Source organism: Providencia sp. PROV119 (assembly GCF_028482435.1).
Lineage (GTDB): Bacteria > Pseudomonadota > Gammaproteobacteria > Enterobacterales > Enterobacteriaceae > Providencia > Providencia stuartii.
Window position 1 is genome coordinate 90,599 of the sequence record NZ_JAMPQL010000014.1, and the last position, 22,575, is coordinate 113,173.

19 protein-coding genes are annotated in these 22,575 nt (G+C 41.6%); 4 read left to right on the forward strand and 15 right to left on the reverse strand.

All coding sequences use genetic code 11. The features are described 5' to 3' along the window. Nucleotides 1-33 precede the first annotated feature (33 nt). The 12 genes from PSF11_RS13320 to soxR all read right to left on the reverse strand — a co-directional run bounded on the left by PSF11_RS13320 (nucleotide 34) and on the right by soxR (nucleotide 12,142). Nucleotides 34-1,104, reverse strand: a complete 1,071-nt coding sequence (locus PSF11_RS13320) for an adhesin (protein ID WP_230084741.1) — start codon at nucleotides 1,102-1,104, stop codon at nucleotides 34-36. Nucleotides 1,105-1,151: 47 nt separating this feature from the next. Next, complete coding sequence (locus tag PSF11_RS13325; protein ID WP_072502560.1) at nucleotides 1,152-1,673, reverse strand: fimbrial protein; 522 nt, start codon at nucleotides 1,671-1,673, stop codon at nucleotides 1,152-1,154. Then, the gene (locus PSF11_RS13330) at nucleotides 1,673-2,200 is read right to left on the reverse strand and encodes a fimbrial protein (protein ID WP_004926035.1); all 528 of its coding nucleotides are present in this window, start codon (nucleotides 2,198-2,200) and stop codon (nucleotides 1,673-1,675) included. Before PSF11_RS13330 ends, PSF11_RS13325 begins: the two co-directional genes overlap by 1 nt. Further along, nucleotides 2,193-2,600 carry a hypothetical protein gene (locus PSF11_RS13335; RefSeq protein ID WP_060560911.1) on the reverse strand — a complete coding sequence of 136 codons (408 nt, stop codon included), beginning with the start codon at nucleotides 2,598-2,600 and terminating at the stop codon, nucleotides 2,193-2,195. The genes PSF11_RS13330 and PSF11_RS13335 overlap by 8 nt, the downstream gene beginning before the upstream one ends. A gap of 39 nt (nucleotides 2,601-2,639) precedes the next feature. Further along, entirely contained in the window at nucleotides 2,640-3,377 is a 738-nt protein-coding gene (locus PSF11_RS13340; RefSeq protein WP_036942049.1) for a fimbrial biogenesis chaperone, read from the reverse strand. 53 nt (nucleotides 3,378-3,430) lie between these two features. Continuing rightward, nucleotides 3,431-5,947, reverse strand: coding sequence for a fimbria/pilus outer membrane usher protein (locus PSF11_RS13345; protein ID WP_072502561.1), 2,517 nt, complete (start codon nucleotides 5,945-5,947; stop codon nucleotides 3,431-3,433). 58 nt (nucleotides 5,948-6,005) lie between these two features. Continuing rightward, nucleotides 6,006-6,587, reverse strand: a complete 582-nt coding sequence (locus tag PSF11_RS13350; protein ID WP_014656905.1) for a fimbrial protein — start codon at nucleotides 6,585-6,587, stop codon at nucleotides 6,006-6,008. 60 nt (nucleotides 6,588-6,647) lie between these two features. Next, nucleotides 6,648-7,199 (reverse strand): fimbrial protein, encoded by a 552-nt coding sequence (locus tag PSF11_RS13355; RefSeq protein ID WP_004926028.1) that lies wholly within the window; start codon nucleotides 7,197-7,199, stop codon nucleotides 6,648-6,650. Nucleotides 7,200-7,396: 197 nt separating this feature from the next. Beyond that, nucleotides 7,397-7,666, reverse strand: coding sequence for a helix-turn-helix domain-containing protein (locus tag PSF11_RS13360; RefSeq protein ID WP_004926025.1), 270 nt, complete (start codon nucleotides 7,664-7,666; stop codon nucleotides 7,397-7,399). A gap of 1,036 nt (nucleotides 7,667-8,702) precedes the next feature. Then, nucleotides 8,703-9,377 carry a hypothetical protein gene (locus tag PSF11_RS13365; RefSeq protein WP_040132730.1) on the reverse strand — a complete coding sequence of 225 codons (675 nt, stop codon included), beginning with the start codon at nucleotides 9,375-9,377 and terminating at the stop codon, nucleotides 8,703-8,705. Between the two features lie 65 nt (nucleotides 9,378-9,442). Further along, nucleotides 9,443-11,089, reverse strand: a complete 1,647-nt coding sequence (locus tag PSF11_RS13370; RefSeq protein ID WP_004926020.1) for a Na+/H+ antiporter — start codon at nucleotides 11,087-11,089, stop codon at nucleotides 9,443-9,445. A 555-nt stretch (nucleotides 11,090-11,644) separates the two neighbouring features. Beyond that, nucleotides 11,645-12,142: a redox-sensitive transcriptional activator SoxR gene (gene soxR / locus PSF11_RS13375; RefSeq protein ID WP_004926014.1), complete on the reverse strand. Its 498-nt coding sequence runs from the start codon at nucleotides 12,140-12,142 to the stop codon at nucleotides 11,645-11,647. Between the two features lie 159 nt (nucleotides 12,143-12,301). Here soxR and PSF11_RS13380 point away from each other — a divergent pair, with 159 nt between their 5' ends. The 4 genes from PSF11_RS13380 to PSF11_RS13395 are packed head-to-tail and all read left to right on the forward strand — an operon-like array spanning nucleotide 12,302 to nucleotide 17,140. Continuing rightward, nucleotides 12,302-12,730, forward strand: coding sequence for a DoxX family protein (locus tag PSF11_RS13380; RefSeq protein ID WP_004926011.1), 429 nt, complete (start codon nucleotides 12,302-12,304; stop codon nucleotides 12,728-12,730). 12 nt (nucleotides 12,731-12,742) lie between these two features. Continuing rightward, nucleotides 12,743-13,852, forward strand: a complete 1,110-nt coding sequence (locus tag PSF11_RS13385) for an efflux RND transporter periplasmic adaptor subunit (RefSeq protein ID WP_004926007.1) — start codon at nucleotides 12,743-12,745, stop codon at nucleotides 13,850-13,852. 10 nt (nucleotides 13,853-13,862) lie between these two features. Continuing rightward, nucleotides 13,863-16,967, forward strand: a complete 3,105-nt coding sequence (locus PSF11_RS13390) for a MexW/MexI family multidrug efflux RND transporter permease subunit (RefSeq protein ID WP_072502563.1) — start codon at nucleotides 13,863-13,865, stop codon at nucleotides 16,965-16,967. Next, nucleotides 16,964-17,140 (forward strand): hypothetical protein, encoded by a 177-nt coding sequence (locus PSF11_RS13395; protein ID WP_004926002.1) that lies wholly within the window; start codon nucleotides 16,964-16,966, stop codon nucleotides 17,138-17,140. Before PSF11_RS13390 ends, PSF11_RS13395 begins: the two co-directional genes overlap by 4 nt. Before the next feature lie 56 nt (nucleotides 17,141-17,196). Here the strand turns inward: PSF11_RS13395 and arnT are convergent, their stop codons facing one another. The 3 genes from arnT to PSF11_RS13410 all read right to left on the reverse strand — a co-directional run bounded on the left by arnT (nucleotide 17,197) and on the right by PSF11_RS13410 (nucleotide 22,456). Continuing rightward, nucleotides 17,197-18,846: a lipid IV(A) 4-amino-4-deoxy-L-arabinosyltransferase gene (arnT, locus tag PSF11_RS13400; protein WP_004925999.1), complete on the reverse strand. Its 1,650-nt coding sequence runs from the start codon at nucleotides 18,844-18,846 to the stop codon at nucleotides 17,197-17,199. Nucleotides 18,847-19,326: 480 nt separating this feature from the next. Further along, a complete protein-coding gene (locus tag PSF11_RS13405) occupies nucleotides 19,327-20,601 on the reverse strand; it encodes a bifunctional O-acetylhomoserine aminocarboxypropyltransferase/cysteine synthase (RefSeq protein WP_072502564.1) in 1,275 nt (424 codons plus the stop codon). A 607-nt stretch (nucleotides 20,602-21,208) separates the two neighbouring features. Continuing rightward, nucleotides 21,209-22,456: an aromatic amino acid transport family protein gene (locus PSF11_RS13410; protein WP_072502565.1), complete on the reverse strand. Its 1,248-nt coding sequence runs from the start codon at nucleotides 22,454-22,456 to the stop codon at nucleotides 21,209-21,211. Between the last annotated feature and the right edge of the window lie 119 nt (nucleotides 22,457-22,575).

Genomic DNA, 22,575 nt, shown 5'->3' on the forward strand with positions numbered 1-22,575 from the left:
CTCAACCGAATAGCTTATTGTCAGCAAGACAAGTTAATCATAAGTCGCAATTAACCACGCGGATCCTCGATAATCCCCCGCAGCTGCATTTTGCCCTTGAATGCGACTGGTAATGCTGATGGTATCGAGTTGATGGATCTCAAGGTTTAAACTTTGCCCCGTTTGCCCTGTCGCTTCATCGGTCATTGTTAATTCACTATAAATGACATCGTGATGGTTTAACTGGCTTTTTAATGGCAAGCGCTTTTGAGGGTCATCATCTTTGGTGTAATCCAAACGTAATCGGATGTTAGTCGATGATTTAAACTTACAACTGTAAGTGACTTTTTCTACCACTGTACTATCGTAATTCACACTACTGAGTTTGCCATGACGTAGGCTGACGGTTTCTGCTTGCCCTGTGCTAGTCATGGTCGTGCACAGAGAGCCAATATGAATTTGTGAAGCAGCCAGCCGTAATGGAACCGTTGTCTCATTGATAGGCCAACTGTCGTAAGGCGGTACCGTTTTCTTGGCGGTATAAGCGCGAACATAGCCACCTAAATCCATAGCATTTATCACTAATTGCCCATCAATAATTCGCTCATTAATATAGAAGGTTAATTTGATTGGAAATTGGCTATAGAACTGCCCCGAAGGAAAAATGTCTCCATCAAAGCCATTAGAACAAACCGCAGCGTCAATATTGACCCAACTCATCAAGTTTGTTTCAACCGTCATGACTAAATTACTGTTGATTTGATAGGCTGGTCTCCCTTCAATATAGACACCAGCCATTGGCGCATACATAAATAAGCGATGAAATGCGTTTTCCGATGGGATGCCTACACTGCTCTCTCCCCATTGCCGACCTAAGCATTTAACATAACCGGATACACTCACATCTTTACTGGCACTATCAATTAGCATCGTATTGCCAATGCGGTAATAATTTTTTCCATTAGAGCCAACAAGTGGCGTCGCCACTAATTCACTGTTACGCTCTAATTTGATCACATACCCTGTGTTGGGGTCGACAATTTGAGCTGCGTAATCAGCCGTTGCATCTAAGCTATTTATCATTAAAGATAAACCTATCATCCACGCATAATTTTTAGCTGTCATATACCTACGACCATCATCTTTAAAATCACACATCGCTTTAGCCCTTATTAGTCATACGCGACTAAAATTGTCATAGCAGAAGTGAACTTGCCTGCCGCTAATTGTTCAGCAGGAATGCGATTAACAAGGCGCGCCTGTAAATCAGTTTGGTATTCGGTAGCGCTAAGCCGTTGTGGGTTAATTCGTTGCAGCTTGTTCATCGCCAAAGGACGGATGCCCCCATCAATGACTTCATTGAAAGAGATCCCTAATCCAGAAATTGAGGTCGCTAATACTGTTTGCCCATTATGAATGAATGTATTGTTCCCTTTCGGCGCCAGCATAATCGCTAAATCTTTATTAAAGTCACACCCTGAAAGTTGAATCGCAAACGCTCTATGGTGCGAAGCGTTATTTAATTCATCAAACTTTACCGTACCGAAATCTATTTTTAACGTAGAGCCATGATGTTCACTGTGAATATTGCAGCTAGGCGCCACCATAGTTGCACTGACCTCCACTAAAACATCTGCGTGAACTAACGAGCCAAATAGCATCAACACGGTGATCAGTGTCTTGTGTTGTTTCATTATTCGTACTCCACCACAAATGTCGCCGTGCCTTTAAAATCCCCCGTTTTGATTTCACCGCTTGCAGGTTTACGAACAAATACCCCAAAGTTTAATTGTTGGCGATTATCTACGACTGACACGACACCAACCTTAATGGGTTGATTCCAAATAACAGGCTGCTTGTCTTTATCCATTTCTATCAATCCAAGTAACGCCCCGCTTGCGCCTTGCGTCGTTAGATAATGGTTACCATCAATGTCGATTAATTGATGGCTTTGCCATGTTAGACGGATTATTTTATTCAGATCAGATGGGCTACATTTATTAATTTCAATAAAAAAGGGAAACACGTCGCTGACGCTATGTTCATTAAGATATTGTTTACGCAAATAACCTAATTGAATTTGTTTATTAATAGATCCCGCTGCAATTTGGCAATCGTGATGAATAAGTTCACCTTTAAATTCAACATCTAAATGATTTTTACCCAACGCATTTAATGGGCTGAAAGAGCATATGGCAATTAAGATAAATGCTTTATTCATAACTCACCTCTAGCCCCACTCTATTTTGATTTTTATTGAGTTCAGGAAGCGGTATTGGGTTATTGCCATTACCTAAGCTCATCTCAAAATATTCCAATACAACGCCTTGCCGCATATCAATAAATTGTACTTTGACAGGCGTTTTCGCAGCCCCTTTCAAAAGGGCACTGTCACGAAATAGCCCACCACTTCCACATCCTGTCAAAATAGCCTCAGTGTGGCTGATTAAATTACAAGGAGCATGAAATAAAACAGCATTAACCCTTACCCATCCTTGTAATAGCTGCCCATCATTGTCTCCCGTTATCAATGTATTGGATATCAATGGCGCGGCTTTTGCCCAATTACCTATAGCGCCAATCAGAGCAAGTAGACATAGCAATACAATTTTTGAATTCATTATTTCCTTCCTTTTTATTGTTTGCTGCCAAGATGGCTATCACAGCTCCTCTCTCACGGTGCAAATCGCATCAATACAACGAAATGCCAGAGTTGGCTTGCCACCGTAATCGTTAATGTAAGTAAGATAAGGAGTTGATAATGAAGGTGATATAATGTCGTGCGTTGATTTAGGTGGAACCATAACAACATCAAAGCGACTTTGTTCAGATTGAGATTTGCTGTTACCTAAGCCAATAACAGTTAAATGAAAAGGCGTATGATTATTCAGTTGATAACCTTTTGCCGTTCTCGCCAGTGTGATCTTATGTGCCCATTGTGTCTGCGACTCTGACAAAATATTCTTAGGGCGATAAAACAACTTAACGCGAGACTGCAACGCAATTTGTAATGTATTTCCTTCTGTCGATTTAGGAGGTACTTCCCGTAAATTAAAATAAAATACCGATTCTCTATCTTGCGGTAATTGTTCCAGCAGCGGTGTCACACTTAATCGCACTAAACTATCGCTATTGGGTTCAATTCGCTGCAAAGGTGGTGTCGCTAAAATCGCCCCTTTGGTTAATTTATTTCCTTGTAAATCTTCTATCCAGCTTTGTGCCAAATAAGCTTCTTCAGGATTATCATTCGTGATCCTGATATTGATCGCGCGTTCATCTCCGGGAAAAACGATCCGAGTTCTATCTAATGTGACGGCACTATGCGCATATAGCGTGGTTAGCAACAGAAATAAACAACAACCGACAAACAGCCCATGACGTAAATATAAATTCAACATACCTAACCTCATAAACCTAATTTAATTATTTTTTACCTAGATGATGAATGAAACTACAACTTCCCCCGTAGGCATGGCAGTAACAACATGTCCGACGACACAACAAACGTCTCTGGCAATTTGATCCCGCATTGCTTTTGGTTATCCCAATAAACAAATAACGACTCTTGTGCCGAAACGCCCACTAACCAAGTCACTCCATCTTCCCCGACAATACCTAATTCACGATTATCAGCATTGCGTACACTCGCACCAAAAGGCGCTTTCTTGCCGTTCTCTAATGACAAAATGGCAAAGAGTTTTTCTCCCTTCATCACCGTTAAATGGCGATAACCAATCGCTCCTTTAGTGAGCGTAATATCGGTTGTCGACGTTAACGTCTCTAAATTATCGGGTAATTTGCTGGTATTAATGGATGCAGTAGACTTACGATAGCTATTCACATTTGGGATCACCGCTAACCCAAAAGCGTTGGTTTTGATCACGCCATTATCTAAAGGCACGCCGCTGATCCCCGACGTATCTATCATTAATCGCGTGTCACCATTTGCTGAACGATGTAATGCAACACCTTTAGCGGTCGCGGTTATTCCACTGTTTATGGAGGCTCCCACACTACGATATTCATGCGGTACATAGCTGGCATTTGCTGAGATATTCGCTTGCGATAAGTCTCGAGAATAGAAACCACTAAGGCTGGTTTGGTTATCCATGTTTTGGCCATGGTGATAACCCATATTTAAGCTGTAATTATCGGTCGTGTTGTAGCCGCTATAACCCACGTTGTGATTGAATTGATTATGACCGGATGAGCGAGAGTAAAGCTCTGAAAACGTTAAGCTATGCCCTGTATAAAGAGGAACCGTTAGGTATAGATTAATTGCATCATCTTCAAAACCATTATCCCGCTCTGTTCGCGTAGCAGACAGCGATAAACTCGCCCCATGTTGAGATAAGGCTGGCAAGTTGAGATGGGTACTTGCATACATCCCATATTGTGTTTGAGGATCGTTTTGCCAATAAGTACTGTATTGATAATTTAAGGAAATATTAAAGTGTTCAAAGTACTTATTCAGGTAAATTTGATAATTCGTTTTCGGCGCATAGGGGGTAATACCTGTACGCGCCTCATCAGAAAATTGTGTCAACGTCCGGTAGTCTTTATCGGCAAAACGGTAGCCTGCAAATGTAATATCCGTACGCAAATCATCAAAGGATTTAGCATAGTTGACTCGATAAGAGCGCCCTTGTCGCTTCTTATCTTCAAGATCAGCAAAGGACTGAGTGATATCAACGGAAATAGCGCCAATGGAAAAAAGATCACGCCCTAAACCTACCGCTAGCGCCTGATAATAACCATTTAACTGAGAGCCTCCGTACAATGACCAAGCATTAGAGACGCCATAGGAAAACTCGCCACCAATAACGGGCTTACCTGTAAGATGATGGCTATCATAACGCGTTTTTCCACCGACTAACTTATAAATAAGGCGTCCCGGTCGCGTTAAATAAGGCAGTGACGCTGTGCTAACCGTAAATGTCTTCTCTTCACCATTTTCTTCTCTCACGGTGACATCCAATATACCGCGTATCCCACTCTCTAATGTTTGAATACGAAAAGGCCCTGGTGGAACAAGCGTTTCAGAGATAACCCTATCTTGGCTACGGACGATCACCGTCGCATTGGTATTGGCTACGCCGATAATTTCAGGCGCATAACCAACCAGCTTGGGAGGGAGCATTCTATCGTCACTTTCTAATGACACCCCGCTATATTGCCAAGCGTCAAAAATATCAGAATAAAAATAATTCTCGCCTAACGTCAAAATAGCGGCTGACTCTGTTAATGAAGTGAATGCATATAACCGGCTGAAATCAAACTGATGTGTTTCTTGTGGCGAGTATCCTCCACGCTGTTTTTGGTAGCTTCCATTATAATCCCCGCGAAAGCGCCAAGCGCCGGTATTTATCCCCATCGTTCCATTGGTTGATAAATAAACTCGTTTAGTGCCGCCTTTTTCTTTTGTTGCTGACGCGTTCGCATTGAAATCAATAAATCCCCCGTTTACACCTTCCTCCCATAATGCTGGCGGTATCCAGTAGGGATCTCTGTACTCCATCCACATTTGAGGGATAGTTATTTTTAATGATAATGTTGATAGCTCAACTTGAGTTTGTGCCCCGGATAACAATGATAAATCTAGGCATCGCCCTTCGTTTAACGTGGTTAATTTGCGCTTTGCAGAATGCGTCAATCCTATTAATTGCAGCATATCTGTTGGTATACAAACAAATGGAGAGCGTTGCTCGGCAGAAGGGCTTTTCTCATATACGGAAATATCACGTGGGGCGCCTAAGCGCAGCCCATTAACCCACACAGTTAAAACATAATCTCCCGGCGGTACATATCCGGCGACAGAGAATCGGCTTATATCGATATTTTGCAGATCTTCTGCATCCAGCACATCAGTATTGAATTCAGCAGCACTCGCGCCCCATGTCGTCAGGCCAAACGCCAATAAAATAACCCGCCGTAGTTTGCTATGTTTAAACACCATGCTCTGTTCCATCCCTAATACGACAAAGAAGCACCTCAAAAATAAGTGATGAGGCCCTTATTTCTGTTTCTTATTGATAGTCGATGAAAAAACGAACCAAACCTTGATAGCTACCTGCTTGAATCGGTTGCCCTGTCAGCTCTAGTTGTAAGAAGTAACGTAAAAAAAGAGTCTCCCCAGATTTGTCTTGTCGTAACACGTGGTTAGACAAAAAATAGCGCTGCTCAGGAACCAATCTTTTTCGTTGTTCATCCAATACGGAAATGCCTAAACCGTGTGAAGGCCCCTGTAATACAAAGGCATTTATATTTTGAGTTGTATGTCCGGAAAAACGTATTGACCATGTTTTACTGTCGATTGTCGAGTGCATGCTGCCGCAACCATGTAGCTCAATGATAAAGGGTTGGCTATAGCGCTCACGACCGCTGGCTGTGGATAATAGCGTTAAGGTCAACGGGGAAAAATTGATTGTTTGGTAACGATCAGTCATGGCTATTGAACAGGGAGTGGCAATCACTGTTCCTACTATTCGGGTCATTCCATTGAAAGAATGGCGCTGTGTATCAATCGCAGCATACACGGTAGCGTGACCAAGTACCCACAGCATCATGAATTGTATAATGTGGCGACTAAAATGTTTGTAAGCACTCACAGCACCCTCCGCATGCCTTGATGGTTCCGCCAGCAAAAGGCTGGCGGACGGCTATCCTGTTTACTGGTAAGTAATTCGGAAGTTGGAGGTTGCATTGAACTGCCCTTCAACAACATCTTTTGTTGTGTCTACGGCTTTCGCAAATGCTTTGAATTTTAATGTATTATCTCCTTTTTTGTTCGCTATCCGCGATAAAACATCCTTCGCTTTACCGAACTCAAAACCCTCAATGCCAACACCGACATTATTCGTGTTGCCCACCGATGTTGAGAGTAATGTGCTTGCAGCGTCAGCATAGCTTTTACCTGTAAACACCAATTCCATGGTTTTCACTGCCATTGGCTTTCCTTCTGCATCTTTATCGAAGTCTGTAAAATCACACCCCGTGAATTCAATATTAAAATCCACCTCGGCAACCCTACCATTCTCAAGTGCACGACGAGAAAGCTGTCCGAAATCAATAGTTTGTTTTAATGATGATTGGGCGATATTACAGGGGGTACTGACGACTGTACCGATAAAATCCACTGTACCTAAGTTATCCGCAGTCGTGTTGAAAGAGGCAACAGATGTAGCAACAACAACCACTTGCGTGAATTTTACTAGTTTCATGTGTTTTTCCTTTCAATATAAAATAAGACTTAAATTGCTATAAATTCATCATAAGGCATTGATATGATGGAATTTACTAATTGATTCTTAATAGGTAACAATAAAAAAATCATCCCTGATCAAACCGCTTTCGTCTCCTTGCATACGCAATGGCGCTTCGCGTATAAATTACCGTCGTTAAATTCTGCTACTGGAGGCTATCTGTAGAGTTTTAATTCCGCTATTTCAGCCGAATAATTTGCCATCACTTTGAAAAAAAAGTCTGACCAATCCATATCTAATCCTTTTAATAAAACATCTAATGTTTCAATGCTGATACTTGTTTCTCCTCGTTCGTAACGGGAAATTTGTTGTTGGCTAATATGCAACATTTTTCCAAGTTGAAGACCAGTTAAAGATTTACCTCTTCTCGCTGCTCTTAAAAAATCACCAATATCTTGTCTTAATAAAATTCTATTTTTGCTCATATTAAAAAACCAATCGTCAGATATTTAAGTTTCATAATAAAGTCACTATTTTCAAATAGCCTTCTCTTATTACTAATAATTAAATTAGCAAATGGATTCACTGATAATAAATAAAAATATAATTTTATTAAAATATAGATTTATCAATTAAATGTGTAAATACGTTTATATCGATCAAACACCTAATTATTAATAGTTAAATCCTATCAAAAATAAGCAAATCGATCGTTTATCACGATGGGATAATAATATAAAATCATTATTATCAAATAGTTAAAAAATATACTTCAATATTGAATAATGTTTTTTGCAATTAATTTTCTTGCTATTTCAATAAAAATAGTGAAAATAAACAGATAAAAATACACTTATCTAAAGTAATTATTTAAATCAAAACTATAGGATATAAAACAGTATATTAAAGCTAAGAAAAGTAATAATCCCACTCAAGAAAACTAAATAAAAAACACTTACAACATAAGAAATTGAAATTACACCATTATAGAGTAAAGCCAGGGTAGAAAAACATTAAATAAAAATAGAATAATTAAAATAAAACTATCGTTAATTTAAAATACACCATTATTATTAATGATATATTTTTATATAGAAACTAATTATTTAATTATATTTTAACCATGGCATTATCCATTTTATATCAAATAATTTTTAATAAAGAACCATAGTATGACTATGCCCTATTTAAACTTTTATTTTACTACTGAAAACCAAAACCAATCATAATCTGACTGAAATTAACTGTTGCGCTTTTCTATTTTAAGCATATAACATGAATTTCAATTTAAGCACGCCCCATTTATCGAAGAAATTCCATAATGTTATTCCACCATGTTCACTTCACTCCGTATGACCATTCATGGGCTTCCCTCTTTAATACAACAAAAAAACCCGCTTTATCTGGCGGGCGATGAGTGCAACTTATTTCTACCACTCAGAGATAGTACAAGCTGCAACGTTTAGCATATCTAGCCGATACCAACTAACCGCTTAAATAGAGTCTATGAAACGACGAGTGCTATATGTCAAAAAAAGAAAATGGAGCCGAGAAAGCGGCACTAAAAGAAGCGCCAATAAAATCAAAACCAAACTGTAAGGCATTAACGCTTAAGCAAGCTGTATCCCACACTGTCCACCCTTCTTCATCTTTATTCATCTCATTTTGCAACGTCAACAGAAGTTGTAAGTTAATGGGGAGTACGCCGAGTTTTTTATCTGCGCCTTTATTGGAAATGTCATCAACTAACACCGCGGCCCAACCATATGGGCTATTTTGCTCACCATAGTTCTTATGACCAACCCACTGACCAAAAATATCTACTCGAAACCCTTTTTGCTCATTATCCGCGGAGTGTTTTACTGCCATTTGCCATAATTGGTTAATCCGCTCAGCACTGATACTTTCTATTGGTAGCATTTTTAAACGATATTTCGGCTCAGAAGGCTGACCTAACTTGTCAACGACCTTCCAATGCACGGGGGTATAATCATTAAGCTGATTGGTACCTTGGTTGTGCTCTATTTTTATTGGAAACCAACCATATTCACTTTTCCGATTGCCATATTCATGACGACAGATCCAGTTTCCCTGTTCATCCTTGCGGAAGCCTTTTCCTTCATTATCACGGGAAATAAATAACGCTTTTTTCCATAGCTCATCTAATTCTTGATCTGAAAATTGCTTATTTTCCATGCCTTATTCCCTCCTATTGGACATTAAAAAAACGGCTAGAATCGAAACTCTAGCCGCTATTTTAATTAGTGTTTTTTGCTTTTATGATGATTGAGCGTTTCTTCTTTAAGATCTAATTCATCACGTAAGCGATGATATACGCGCTCACTGATATTCTTACCTTTACGCATGAGATACAAGGCATCGCGTTTCGCTTGTAAAGCTGAGCGAGACATTTCTCGTTCCATATCAATCATTTTGTGTAGGTCATAGACATCAGACTCAGTTTCATCAGTATTATCTAAGCGTCTGCCATAGATTTCCAATAATTGAGAGCCTACTTCGGTGCGCATTGCAATTTCATCAACATCTTCTGAAGGATGGTTCATCAATTCACGTAAATGTGCCATTGCAGCCTCATTGAGAGCCATACGAGCACGGATCTCATCATTATCATACGGTAAATCCTGTACCAACCCTTTCGTCAAAATAGGCAATGCAACGCTAGCAATTAACAATGAACACAAAATCACCCCCATTGCCAAGAAGATAGCCACATCACGATTTGGGAATAGGCTATTATCCGGCATTAGCAGTGGTAATGTTAGGATACCCGCCAAAGTAATCGCACCACGAACCCCCGCTGTTGCCATTACCGCCATCATGCGAATGTGTAAAACATCCGCTTCTTTACCACGACGACGGTTGTTAAATACGGTTAAGGTCATTGAGATCCAAACCCAAGCAAAGCGTAAAATCGCTAATGCGACGGTGATAACAATCACATACACAAATAGCATCCAAGGGTGGCTTGCTCCCGCCGCTTCCGCGACTTGCGGCATGTTATTCCACATACCAGGTAATTGTTCCCCTAATAAGATAAAGATCATCCCATTAAGTGCCGTTTGCACCGTATCCCATACCGCTTTACTTTGCATACGAGTTGCCGCCTGCATGCGCCCTGCAATTTTTTCATAGTGCATAGCGATACCCGCAACCACTGCGGCTAGGATCCCAGAGACATGAAGATGTTCAGCCAATAAGTAAGCACTAAATGGCATCAATAGGCTGATCATGATTTGGATTGCCGGCTCTTCACCGGTACGTTTCACCAAAAATTGGTTTAACCAGCCAATAACCCAAGCCACTAATAAACCAATTAAGATCCCGCCAAACGCGACAAGGGCAAATTCTCCTGTTGCGGATGTTAAAGAGAAGGTACCTGTTAATGCTGCCGCTACAGCGAATTTAAAACACACCAAGCCTGTCGCATCATTGAGCAGAGATTCACCTTCAAGAATATGTGCCATACGTGAAGGGAGTGGTGAATTGACTGTCATTGCAGAAACAGACACTGGGTCGGTTGGTGACAAAATTGCCGCCAGCGCAAAAGCAACGGCTAATGAAATTGCAGGGATCAACCAATGAATAAAGAAGCCCATCCCAACCACTGTCACCACCACAAGACCTATCGCCAATGACATAATTGGCTTAATCTCTTGGAATAACGCTTCCTTAGGAATACGCCAGCCATCCAAGAACAGTAATGGAGGAATAAACAAAAACAAGAAGAGATGCGGTTCAAATTCAACCACAAAACCAAAAGCTGACAACGCTGCACCTAGCGCTATCTGAATAATAGGTAAAGGAATAATATCCTTAAGTAGCCGAGAGACAAATACGCTCACAATAACGGCCAATAAAAAAACTAACACAAGGGTCACAACTGACATGGATTTGCTCCAGTATTAAGCTAAGCAGAAGTTATCAGTAGTGAAGTAAATAGATAAATTGAATCAATGTAAAGTATCTATTTACTAGAAAATAAAAAAACAGAATTTTCAGAAAACTATCAGTACAATCATTCTGTTACAGAATATTACAAACTTTATCGAGCCGAGCTTAATAAAATCCTATTATGATGATAATTAAATAGTTATAACGATTATTCGTGATAAATTATCAATAACTCGTTGGTTTTATCTGTTTTGCTATTTTTCTTATACCATCTTGTGTTCACATACATCTGTCGTAATCGCCTAAGGCTATATTTAAGTGATATAAAAGGGTACTGACAATAAAAGTTGTCACAATCATCATTGCCATACTCACTATTACTTTATTGTTCAAAAATCAACAAACACATAAAACGTTAAAATCATTTAAATTGCCTATTACTGCTTTCATCTTTCAATGTGCTATTTTTCAGTGACTCTTTCCCTGACCCGCAAAGCGGGTTGACTGGTCAAGTCGATAACATTTCACTTCACCAGTCATCACGCCACTTGTTATGGACGTTCTAAAATTCGAGCCCCCGGCCCTTTACGCCCTAAAATATCATCAGGGTTACGCAGTGGACATTCACTCAGAGATAAACAGCCACAACCAATACAATGGTCTAACTCATTACGTAAGCGAGTCAGTTGCCGGATCCGCCTATCCAACGAGGTTTTCCACTCCGTCGACATCTCTTTCCACTGCTCTGAAGTCAGTTTACTGTTAGCCGGAAACTTACCTAACGCATCTTGGATCTCTTTTAAAGGTATCCCTGTGCTCTGTGCCACTTTGATAATCGCAATATAACGTAATACCACCGACGGAAAACGTCGTTGGTTGCCTTGTGTTCTCGTACTTTGGATCAATCCTTTTGACTCGTAAAAATGCACGGTAGAAACGGGAACACCAGAGCGTTTAGCAACCTCTCCGACAGTCAATGCCCTTGTGAAATCAATCTTATGTTCACCGTCTCCACGCCTTTTTGTCGTTTTCGTGTTTTTCTCAGCCATTTTTGACTACCTGCTCTTGACCTCAACTTAACTTAAGGTTTTATAGTTCTAGCCACTGAATTTGTCAATTCAGATTATTCCATTCTATTTTCTGCATGAGGTGGTGACAGCGCTTATTTTGTGACATGCAGGCTAACTTGATTTTAAAGGGGATAGGCTATGCCATCGGTAATTGCCAAAATTTTAGAAAGTAACACATTATGGATTATCGCTCGCTTGCTGATATTAATTCTGTTTATTTCATCTGGCTTAGCAAAGGTTTTTGACTATGAAAATAGCCTAGCAGAAATGCGCGCAGCAGGTTTACATCCAGACTGGTTCTTCAACATCGCCTCTGCATTTGTGCTGCTAGTAGGCTCGCTATTAGTACTCTTTAACCGCCTACTTTGGCTTGGAACTGGCGCACTCGCCGTATTTTTATTCCTGACCATCGTGATTGTTCATACTTTTTGGAGCTATACCGGTGAAGAAGCCAAACTCGCGATGTTTTGGGCTATTGAGCACACCTCTGTCATTGGGGGATTAATGGCTGTCGCCATCGCAGGTCATTTCCGTGATCTTTATTTCGCTGTTAAGGCACAGAAATAGTAGGTATTTATAATGAATAAAAAAACAATTGTCACGCTGTGCTCACTGCTGATTGTTGCTGGTGGTGGCGCAGCGATTTACACCTCCTACGCCCAAGACGGAAAAGACGAACAGGCGGCTTACCAATATCCACCAGTGAAAGTCGCATTAGCACCAGTGACTCAAGACAATGCACCACGCACTTTTTATGGTGTCGGTGAATTAGAGGCTGGCAGCCAAGTCTTTGTTGCGGCGGAAACCAGTGGCCGCATTACCAAAATCAATTTTGAATCGGGTCAACAAGTGAAAAAAGGCCAGCTTCTGGTTCAACTCAACGATGCAGTTGAACAAGCTGACTTAGCTCGCTATCAGGCTCAGTTGCGCAATGCGGCACGTTTGTACGACAGAACCCGTACCTTGGCTGCTAAACATCTCGTTGCAGAAGCACAGGTCGATAGCACTCGTGCGGAACGTGATATCGCGCAAGGTTTGATCCGGCAAACACAAGCGTTGATTGCACAAAAGGCGATCCGTGCTCCATTTGACGGCACTATCGGTATTCGTCAGGTTCACGAGGGTCAATACCTCAGCCCCGGCGAAGCCATTGCAAGCCTCGTCGATACCAAAACATTAAAACTTAATTTTTCCCTTGATGAGCAAGCTGCGCCAGAGTTACATGTTGGCCAAATTGTTGATATTCATGTCGATGCTTATCCAGGTAAAACCTTCCCTGCACGTATCAGTGCCATCGACCCATTAGTGGGTAAATCGCGTACCATCCAATTACAAGCCACGCTTGAAAATAGTGACGGTGAGTTAAAGGCGGGTATGTATGCCAATGTGAATGTCGTACGCCAAGCAAACAGTGAGGTACTAACAATACCTGAAACGGCAGTGACTTATACGGCCTATGGTGACACAGTTTTCATCGCTGAAGGCAGCGGCGAAAAAATGACGGCAAAACAAGTCTCTGTGAAAACGGGCCAACGCTGGGATGGCAAAATCGAAATTGAGCAAGGGCTAAAATTGGGTGACAAAGTGATCACCTCAGGGCAATTACGTCTTAACAATGGCTCCGCCATCACCCCTGTCGCACAAGATACATTAGCAGAATCACCGGTTAAGACCGCTCAGGATTCATAAGGAAGGCGCAATGAAATTTACTGATGTTTTTGTGCGCCGCCCCGTTTTGGCGCTGGTTGTGAGTTCATTGATTGTATTGATAGGGTTGTTTGCATTAAGTAAATTGCCTATTCGCCAGTATCCACAATTGGAAAGTTCTACCATTACTATCACTACACAATACCCCGGCGCATCCGCTAAGTTGATGCAGGGCTTTGTGACTCAGCCTATTGCGCAAGCTGTCTCTTCTGTCGAAGGGGTCGATTACTTGTCCTCTTCCTCTGTACAGGGCAGTAGCTTAGTGACCGTACGAATGGAGCTTAACCGTGATTCAACGCAAGCACTTGCACAAGTCATGGCGAAAGTTAATCAGGTTCGCTACAAGCTTCCAAAAGAAGCTTATGACCCAGTTATAGAGCTGTCTTCCGGTGAATCTACCGCTGTTGCATATATCGGTTTTTCCAGTACAACCCTTTCTATTCCGGCACTGACGGACTATTTATCTCGGGTTGTTGAGCCGATGTACTCCTCCATCGAAGGTGTAGCAAAAGTACAAGTGTTTGGTGGTCAACAGTTAGCCATGCGTTTATGGTTAGATGCCGATAAACTTGCGGGGCGAGGATTATCTGCCGCAGATGTTGCGCAAGCGGTTCGCCAAAATAACTACCAAGCGGCGCCCGGTAAAGTGAAAGGCGAGTATGTGATTTCTAACGTCTATGTGAATACAGATCTGACTAACGTCTCTGAATTCCAAGACTTAGTCATACGCAACGATGGTAATGGGTTAGTTCGTTTACGTGATGTTGGTACTATAGAGCTAGGTGCCGCAGCCACTGAAACCAGTGGTTTGATGAATGGAGAGCCTGCAATTTATTTAGGCCTATTTGCAACCCCAACCGGGAACCCGTTGGTGATTGTCGATGGTATGAATAAATTGATGCCTGATATCATTAAAACGTTACCACCGAACGTTAAAGTAGAGATGGCATTTGAAACTTCTCGCTTTATCAAAGCCTCAATCGATCAGGTATTCCATACGTTGGTGGAAGCATTATTGATTGTTATTGCTGTTATTTATTTATGCTTAGGCTCTATTCGCAGCGTTATTATTCCTATATTGGCGATCCCATTGTCAATGTTAGGGGCCGCCGCACTAATGATGGCGTTTGGCTTTAGTATCAACTTATTAACGTTACTTGCCATGGTGCTTGCCATCGGATTGGTGGTGGATGATGCCATTGTTGTCGTGGAAAACGTCCATCGTCATATTGAGGAAGGTAAATCGCCAGTTCTCGCTGCACTGATAGGCGCTCGTGAAGTGGCAGGGCCTGTGATTGCCATGACCATCACATTAGCAGCGGTGTATGCACCGATTGGCTTGATGTCTGGTCTAACAGGGGCGTTGTTTAAAGAGTTTGCCTTGACGCTCGCAGGCTCCGTGATTGTTTCAGGTATTGTGGCCTTAACTTTATCACCTGTGATGAGTTCGTTTATGTTGAACTCAAAACAGAATGAAGGCCGCATGGCACATATGGCGGAAAAGTTCTTCGCTTTCCTCGCTCATTACTATACCAAAGGGCTGAATTTCTCACTGAGGCATCGTTGGATCACCGGCATTATCGCGGTATTTGTCTTCATCAGCTTACCTCTCCTGTACCAATCAGCCCCCCGTGAACTCGCGCCGGTTGAGGACCAGTCTGCCGTATTGACGGCAATTAAGTCACCCCAACACGCTAACTTAGAGTATGTAGAGCGTTTTTCTCATAAACTGCATGATGTGATGATGGAATTGCCTGAGACGGAAAGTACTTGGATCATCAATGGCACAGACGGTATCTCATCAAGCTTTGGGGGAACTAACCTCACCTCATGGGAGAAACGAGATCGCCCTGCTTCTGCCATTCAATCAGACTTACAAGCTAAAGTAGGTGACGTTGAAGGTAACAGTATCTTTGTCTTCCAGTTACCGGCTCTACCTGGCTCTACAGGCGGTTTGCCAGTACAAATGGTGCTGCGTAGCCCACAAGGTTACCCCGTTTTGTATAAAACCATGGAAGAGATCAAGCAACAAGCTCGCGAAAGTGGATTGTTTATGGTCGTAGACAGTGATCTTGACTACAACAACCCTGTGGTTGAAGTCAAAATTAACCGCTCCAAAGCCAATAGTCTTGGTATCAGCATGCAAGATATCGGTGAATCACTCACATTATTGGTTGGTGAAAACTATATTAACCGCTTTGGTATGGACGGACGTTCATATGATGTGATCCCTCAAAGTGTACGCAGCCAACGATTAACACCCGATGCGCTTGCTCGTCACTATGTCAAAGCACAAGATGGCACAATGATCCCGCTATCAACAGTTGTTGAGATCAATACGCAAATTGAACCGAACAAGTTAACTCAGTTCAATCAGCAAAATGCGGCGATTTTCCAAGCTATCCCTGCACCGGGCGTCACATTAGGACAAGCCGTTTCTTACTTAGAGAGTATTGCTAGTGCACTACCCGCAGGTTTCAGCCATGACTGGCAATCTGATTCGCGCCAATATAAGCAAGAAGGCAATACCCTCGCCTTTGCGTTTATGGCGGCGCTCATCATCATTTATCTGGTTCTTGCTGCACAGTATGAAAGCTTAGTCGACCCACTGATTATTTTAATCACCGTACCGTTGTCAATTTGTGGGGCATTAATTCCTCTCGCCTTGGGATATGCCACCCTCAATATTTATACCCAGATTGGCTTGGTGACGCTCATTGGCCTCATCAGTAAACACGGTATTTTGATGGTGGAGTTTGCTAACGAATTACAAGCTCACGAGGACCTCGACAAGCGCCAAGCTATTTTGAAAGCCGCTCAAATTCGTTTACGCCCCATTTTGATGACAACTGCCGCGATGGTGATTGGCTTAGTTCCCCTGTTATTTGCGACAGGTGCAGGCGCAAACAGCCGTTTCGGTCTGGGCTTAGTGATTGTCACAGGTATGTTAGTTGGAACCCTGTTCACGCTGTTCGTTTTACCAACCATTTACTCATTGCTTGCACGTAATCACAGTGCAACCGCATTAACACCAAGGCGTTATGAGCTTGCCGAAGCGAACCGCCTGCTAAAAGAAGATGAGGAGAAAGCGTCATGAACCACAGCATAACGAATCGTCATTCGAAAAATAGTCGAGGTATCAGTGGCAACGAAATGAGTACGATGAACAATAGCTTTGCTATGCTAATGATTTATCATGGGCTAACAAGTAGCGAAGCTAAATCGTCGCATGAAAAAGAGGTACCAACCTTCTATAAGGCCACGAGATAGCCTAAATACATAATCAGCCGCATAGTCACTATGCGGCTTTTTTGTTGAGCATGCGATTATTTTCGGCCCTCATAGAGGACTAAAACTAAATTCCCCTCTCGAATAATAATCGGTTTCCCCGGTAACGAATTTAATATCCTATCTTGCGTGCCTTCAACAACGACCGCAACATCCTGATAATTATGTTGCTCTAACAAGGTAGGTAACTGATCTAACCGATAGAAGCGGTTTGCTGCATCTGGGTATTTCAACCCATAACTCAATTCACCACTTTGATGGAGCATCGTAATATCACTACGCTTTAAGACCCATGCGAGTGCCGTACCTAACCCCACATTATTCGTCAATAAATAGGTTTTATTCGATAGCTGAGGGCGATATTTTTCGATGAGCTTTTGTGGCGTATTATTGCTGGCGATATGATTTGGGATCACATACCCCACACTGAGGCTCAATACCAAAGTACATGCCGCTGCCCACGCCCAAAAACGTCTGCGGTATGAAATGATGCCAATCACGCCCCAAAATAAAAATGCGCTTGCTGCAAGTAGCCGCTTATTATCTTCATCTGCCGCATAAATATCGAGTTGCCCAAAGTAAGGTAAAAAAAAGATTGCCGCTGCCGTAAATAAGCCAATACAAATATTGATAATGGCATTCAGGCGGATAGCGCCAGTCTGTTGTTGTTGCTGTATCTTATCAATATACGCGGCCATTAAGATCGCAACGGGGGCAATACAAGGCAAAATATAGGTCAGTAACTTCCCTTTCGTAATACTAAAAAAGATGAAAGGAACTAAGAACCACAGCAAGAAATAGAGATGTAGCCCTTTTTGGCGAACACTGTTTATCAGTGAAGCAAAAAAATAGCCCAGCCAAGGTAATACTGCTGCAAGCATTATTGGAATATAAAACCAGAAAGGTGAACGGTTTTGGGCGTTCTCTGACATAAAGCGCTGCACATGTTCCACCCAAAAGAAATAACGCCAATAATCTGGCTCGCGACTAGCAATCATGATGGCCCAAGGCAAGCAGACAATAAACATGCTGCACAAAGCCACAAAGGCAAAGCAGAAAACTTCCTTAAACTGTTTATAGTAAATTGACGTTAAAAAAATCACTAAGCCTGGGATGACTAAAACCAAAAAGCCTTTTGTCATCAGCCCCAATCCACCTGCGATACCTAATAAGATAAAGGCGGTTAGCTTTTGTGAAAAAACCTGTGTTGTTAGCCCCCACTGATAAAAGAAAATCGCCATTGTGATAAACGCGGTCAATATCGGGTCAAGGATATTGTATGTTCCCATCGCGAGTATCATGAGCATTGAGAGGTAAATCAGTGTGGCATTAAATGCAAGATCGGCTTTTTGCCATGCCCTTTTTGCACTGAGATAAACAAACAATGCACTGATTAAGGTACTAAAAACAACACCAAGCCTAACGGAAACGTTGTTCTCACCAAACAGCATTTGAAAAAATGCGTTTACCCAATACCCAAAAATGGGCTTTTCAAAATAACGAATATTGAGAAGTTCAGGTACGCTCCAGTTATAACTTAGAATCAATTCTCGACTTATTTCAGCATAACGTAACTCATCAGGTTGCCAAAGAAGCCGCCCCGGAAGAGGAATAAAATAAGTGAGTAATACAAACCCAAATAGCAGGCACCACTTAAGGTAGGCAACCTTATTATTTGCCATAATCATGTTTCTCAACCATTCTTTCGATAAATGTTTAATAATAATTAGATATAAACCTGAATATTATTGTTCACCTTAAAGTGACATAACATCGGGCTATTATTTAGCTTTAATCAGGTTAATCACACTATTATCATCAGTGTGAGTAAACCTCATATAAACAAATAAAAAATTAATTTGCCGTTCTTAAACAATCAATAAATGAATATAAAATAAAGTGTTAACGCACATTTCAAGCTTTTCGGTAATGTAAGACTGGAGTGGTTTAAAATAGTTCAACGTTAAAACATTATTCCATAAAATATTTAAGACATAATCATTCGTTTAATTACTCTCTTAATTCGATAACATCAATTAACGATGACAAATACCCATCAATGGAGTAATAGACTTAAATAAAATAAAGCGATACAAAAAAGCGATTATCGATAAATATTGTATTATCAATAATCGCACATATTAAGTAGCTTGATTCAGTAGATGGCTTTATTGCGCAGCATGCAGCGCTTGTTCAAGATCCGCCAAAATATCATCAATATGTTCAATACCAATAGAAAGGCGGATCATATCACGTGAAACACCCGCTTTCGCTAATTCAGCATCGTTAAGCTGGCGGTGGGTCGTTGAAGCTGGATGGCACGCCAATGATTTAGCATCACCAATATTGACCAGCCTGACGATTAATTTTAAAGCATCAATAAAACGCGCCCCAGCGTCCTGCCCACCTTTAATACCGAACGACATAATACTGGCAGGCTTGCCATTCATATATTTTTGCGCCAACGTATGCTCAGGGTGGCTAGGCAGCCCCGCGTATTTCACCCAAGCCACTTGAGGGTGTTTTTCCAAAAACTGTGCGACTTTCAACGCATTCTCTGTATGGCGCTCCATACGTAAAGCCAACGTTTCTAGCCCTTGTAAAATCAAAAAGGCATTAAATGGAGAAAGCGCGGCCCCCGTTCCGCGTAATGGTGCTACGCGGCAGCGAGCAATAAAAGCTGCCGCACCAAAATGCTCAGTATAGCTAACTCCATGGTATGCAATATCTGGCTCAATCAATAACGAAAAACGATCTGCATGCTCAGTCCAAGGGAACTTACCTGAGTCTACGACCATTCCGCCAATAGAAGTGCCATGACCGCCAATATATTTAGTCAAGGAATGCACGACAATATCAGCACCATGTTCAAATGGACGGCATAAATAAGGTGTTGCCACCGTGTTATCCACAATTAGAGGCACACCATGGCGATGAGCCACTTCCGCTAATGCCGCAATATCGACAATAAACCCAGCAGGGTTAGTGATAGATTCGCAAAATACGGCTTTGGTTTTATCATCAATCAGAGCTTCCAAAGCGGCTAAATCATCATGTTCTGCAAAACGCGTTTCGATACCAAAACGAGGTAGTGCATGCGCCATTAAGTTATAAGTACCACCGTACAATTTGGCAACCGAAACAATATTATCGCCCGCTTGTGCGATAGTTTGGATAGCATACGTAATTGCCGCCATCCCAGATGCTACAGCCAGCCCAGCAATCCCGCCTTCTAAGGCGGCAACGCGTTGCTCTAAAACATCATTGGTAGGGTTCATAATACGGGTATAAATATTTCCCGCGACTTTCAAGTCAAACAGATCTGCGCCATGTTGTGTATCATCAAAAGCGTAAGACGTTGTTTGATAGATAGGAACAGCAACCGCTTTGGTGGTTGGATCGGGTGAGTAGCCGGCATGAATCGATAATGTTTCTAATTTCATTTGTTATCCTTATTATGCCGCAGTAAACAATATGACCTGATATAGCATATCTGTATTTACTACGTATCTGTTATATCAATAGATATTATCTAATTGTATTAAGCAGACAACCCATCTCAATGTGAAATTATTTCACATAGCTGAATATCCTATTGATTAACAAGGGCGAAGGAGTAACGCCGTGTCATTCGTGATTTATTAAGTGCTTAATCATAACTTTAAAATATAAAAAGCCTCTTTTAATTTGTTAAAACAGCCGCGACCTAGCAATCACAAAGATTAAAAAAGAAATCAAAAAGGCCCCTAATGGAGAACGCGAAAAGCTTAGCGTTTACTAGATGGAAGTGTGAATATCCTATTATTTTTCACCGAAATGCAGAAGGCACACATTCGACAGAATATCTGAAAGAAAAGTGAACACTTTGGCAATTTAAATATCGCTATAGCGCATTTTGATGTAGAGGGAACGCTGTCGATATGGTGAGTAAGAATACGAGACGCATCTTTGCGTAGTGATCGCTCCTCTATCTGAAGGCCCGTTTACGGGCCTAAATATCAGAGCGTTATGTACCTATTAGGGTGAGCCCCCTCATACAGGAGGGAGTTGTTAGAGTAATTGTTGCAATAGACCATAAAGGACGGAAGTGATAGCCGCTAAACCACAAATAATGGTGAAGATCTGCGCAACAATTGATGTGCTGAATTTTTTCATCGCCGGCACAATACGCATCGCAACGACTGGCAGAATAAACAAAATAGCAGCTATCATTGGCGCACCCAGCGTCTCAATCATATAGATAATATTTGGGTTTTTGATAGCGACAATCCATGTTGTGAGAACAATAAACAGCATGGATACCGTTTGAATTTTTCTCACTGAGAAAGAAGTACGAGATTTAATTAACCCAACTAAGCCTTCATGTGCCCCTAAGAAGTGTCCAAAGTAACTTGATACGATAGCGGTAAAAGAAACAATCGGCCCGAGGTAAGAGATAATCGACGATGAGTCAATATTCGCCATATGAGATAACACACTAATGTTTTTGTCATTTGCGGTTTTAAGCTCAGCAGGACTTAATGACAAGACCACCGAAAAAACAAAAAACATCACAAATCCAGTGAGCATCAATGCTGCGCCGCCTGTGATCATATCCGTTTTAATGACCGCATTATCACCGAATTGCTGACGCTGATCTTTTGTAAACTGGCTGATAATCGGGCTATGGTTGAATGAGAACACGATAAGCGGGATCGCCATCCAGACAACGACTGGCATTGCGGCCCAATCGGGGCTCACTTCTAGCATAGAGGTATTCCATCTAGGGATAAAGTAGATGGACAAAGCTAACAAAATGAAAACTAAAGGATAAACCATCACGGAAGTCAGGCGTAACATCAAGTCACGCCCAAACAACACACCCGCCGTCATCGCACCAATTAATATCCCAGACAGTAGCCAACGTGGCATCTGCTCCATGTGTAACTGGTGAACTAAAAAGGAGTCAACCGTGTTAGTGATACCCACACCGTAAATCAGAACGATTGGGTAAATAGCGAAAAAGTAGGCAAACGTGATAATGTTCGCCCCCGTTTTACCAAAATGCTCTTCTACCGTATCCGTAATATCTGAATTGGGATTTTTCGCGGATAAAACAAAACGAGCCAATCCTTTATGTGCTAACCAAATCATTGGCGTCGCAATCAATGCAAGTATTACCAGCGGCCAAAAACCGCCACTTCCTGCTTTAATCGGTAGAAATAACACACCCGCACCAACCGCGGTGCCGAATAAAGATAAGACCCATGTAAAATCTTTATAAGTCCATTTGTTAACTGGTTTGTCTGTCGTCTTCATAGCATTATCATTAATTGTTCATATAAAAAAGATGTGCGGATTTTGCATCAATTACTATTGAGTACCTAGCTTATTTTCCGGCTTTTGTTTGTCTTTTTGGTGCAGATCTCAAAAAAGGC